Source organism: Streptomyces monashensis, from assembly GCF_001866665.1.
GTDB lineage: Bacteria > Actinomycetota > Actinomycetes > Streptomycetales > Streptomycetaceae > Streptomyces > Streptomyces monashensis.
Window position 1 is genome coordinate 1 of the sequence record NZ_MLYO01000114.1, and the last position, 2,651, is coordinate 2,651.

At 70.8% G+C, this 2,651-nt stretch carries 1 protein-coding gene; it reads left to right on the forward strand.

Annotated features, from left to right (window positions below):
• Positions 1 to 94: 94 nt before the first annotated feature.
• A partial coding sequence (locus BIV23_RS42850; RefSeq protein WP_245790922.1) for an acyltransferase domain-containing protein occupies positions 95 to 2,651 on the forward strand: 2,557 nt, incomplete at its 3' end.

A 2,651-nucleotide genomic window follows, 5' to 3' on the forward strand; every position in this document is an offset into this window, starting at 1 on the left:
TGTGTTGCCGGCGACGTTGCATGTGGGAGAGGCGTCCTCGCATGTGGACTGGTCGGCGGGGGATGTGCGGTTGCTGACGGAGAGTCGGGTGTGGGTGGGGGATGCTGGGCGGGTGCGGCGTGCGGGTGTGTCGTCGTTCGGGTTGAGTGGTACGAACGCGCACGTCATCCTGGAGCAGGCGCCCGAGCCGCCGAGCTCGGGAAGTCCTTCGACGGACGACACGGCAGTACTGCCCTGGCTTGTCAGCGGCCGCAGCGAAGCGGCCCTGAACGCCCAGGCCGGGCGTTTGCTGGCGGCCGTCGAGGAGCCGCACGATTCGACGTCCGCCCAACTGGCCCAAGCGCTGGCCACGACCCGCTCGACTTTCGAGCACCGTGCCGTCGTACTCGCTGGCAGCGGTCAGGAACTTGCCGAAGAACTCAAGGCATTGCGTCTGGGCGAGCCCGGACTGCGCACGGTCGTAGGCGAAGGCCGGCGTAGTGGTCGGACGGCGTTCCTGTTCTCGGGTCAGGGTGCGCAGCGGTTGGGGATGGGGCGTGAGTTGTACGAGGCCTACCCGGTGTTCGCGGAGGCTTTCGACGCGGTGTGCGCTCATGTGGGTGCGGAGTTGCGTGATGTCGTCTTCGGGGAGGATGCGGGGCGGCTGGATCGTACGGAGTGGGCGCAGCCCGCGTTGTTCGCGGTCGAGGTGGCGTTGTTCCGTCTGGTGGAGTCGTTCGGGGTGCGTCCGGACGTCCTGATCGGGCACTCGATCGGTGAGATCGCGGCCGCGCATGTGGCGGGTGTGATGTCTCTGGAGGATGCCTGCGCTCTGGTCGTGGCGCGTGGGCAGTTGATGCAGGAACTGCCCGCCGGTGGTGTGATGGTGGCGGTGGAGGCCGCCGAGGAGGAAGTGGCCCCGCTGGTCGAAGGCCGTGCGGGTGAGGTGTCGATCGCCGCGGTCAACGGCCCCCGCGCGGTCGTGATCGCAGGTGTGGAGTCGGCGGTCGTCGAGGTCGCCGAACAGCTGAAGGCGCGGGGGCGGCGTACGTCGCGTCTGCGGGTCTCGCACGCCTTCCACTCCCCCCTGATGGAACCGATGCTCGACGCGTTCCGCCGCGTCGCGGAAGGCGTCAGCTACGCCGCACCGTCGATCCCCCTCGTCTCGAACGTCACCGGACAGCTCGCCGCGGACGGGGAGTTGGCGTCGGCGGAGTACTGGGTGCGGCATGTCCGTGAGGCGGTCCGTTTCGCCGACGGCGTGGCCGCGCTCGTCGCCGAGGGCGTGACACGCTTCCTGGAGATCGGACCCGACGGCACCCTCACCGCCCTCGCGCAGAACTGCGTTCAGGACGACGGAGTCGGCGGCGCACTGTTCGTACCGATCCTCCGCAAGGACGGTTCCGAACACCTGGACGTGCTGCGGACGATGGCGAAGCTGCACGTCGACGGCGGGGAGGTCGACTGGACCCCCGTCTTCGGCGACCACGACGGTGCTGTGGCGGTCGACCTGCCCACCTATGCCTTCCAACGCACCCGATTCTGGCCCACGGTCACCGCGCACACGGTGGCGTCGGGGAAGCCGTCGGTCTCGGACGGTGACGTGTCCTTCTGGTCGATGATGGAACAGGGGACGCAGCATCTGGCGGACACGCTGGGCGTGCCTCAGGACGCGCTCGATGCCGTCATCCCCCGGCTGACGGAACTGCACCGCGAAGAGGTGGAGCGCGCCGAGGTCGACGGCTGGCGGTACCGCGTGGAGTGGGCGCCGGTGGAGGTACCGGCCACGGCCTCTGCGAACGGGCGCTGGCTTCTGCTGCAGGAGCGCGACGCCTCCCCTCTCTCCGGGCTCGATCGGTTCGTCCCCGGCCTGGAGCGGCTGACCTGCGACGTGCGGGACAGGGAGGGGCTCGCCGCGCTGCTGGAGTCGGTGGTCGACGGGGCCGATCCGGCCGGTGTGGTGTCCTGCCTCTCATCTTCCTCGGGCGCCGCTGTGGTCGACACGATGGCGCTGGTTCAGGCACTCGGTGACGCGGGCGTGCGCGCGCCGCTGTGGGTCGTCACCCGGGCCGGGTTCGGCCCCGATCGTGCCCCCGACGATCCCGCGCAGGCGGCGGTATGGGGGCTCGGCCGTGTGGCCGCTCTGGAGCACCCGGACCGTTGGGGCGGGCTCATCGATGTGGCGGCGGAGCCGAGCGAGGAGGAACTCGCCGCCGTCGCTTCGGTGTTGGCCCATGGCGGCGAGGACCAGGTGTCCGTGCGTGACGGGCGGATCCACGGCCGTCGGCTGCGCCCGGCGCCGCTGTCCGTCCCGGATCCGGTCGCGTCGCTCGGCGACGGCCGTCCGTCTCCGCGGCGGCTCCTCGTCACCGGAGGCACCGGTGCGCTCGGGGTGCGCGTCGCCGAGTGGTTCGTCACGCGAGGGACACGGGAACTCGTCCTGGCGAGCAGGGGCGGTCCGGACGCCCCCGGGCTGGCCGAGACGGTCGACCGGCTGCGGGCGGCCGGCGCGGAACGCGTCGATGTCGTCGCGTGCGACGTCGCGGAACGGGCTCAGGTCGCCGCGTTGCTCGAGGCCCATCGCGTCGACGGGATCGCCCATGTCGCGGGAGTCCTGGATGTGGAACTCATCGATGCGATGACACCCGCTCATGTGGCGGGGGTGGTGGGGG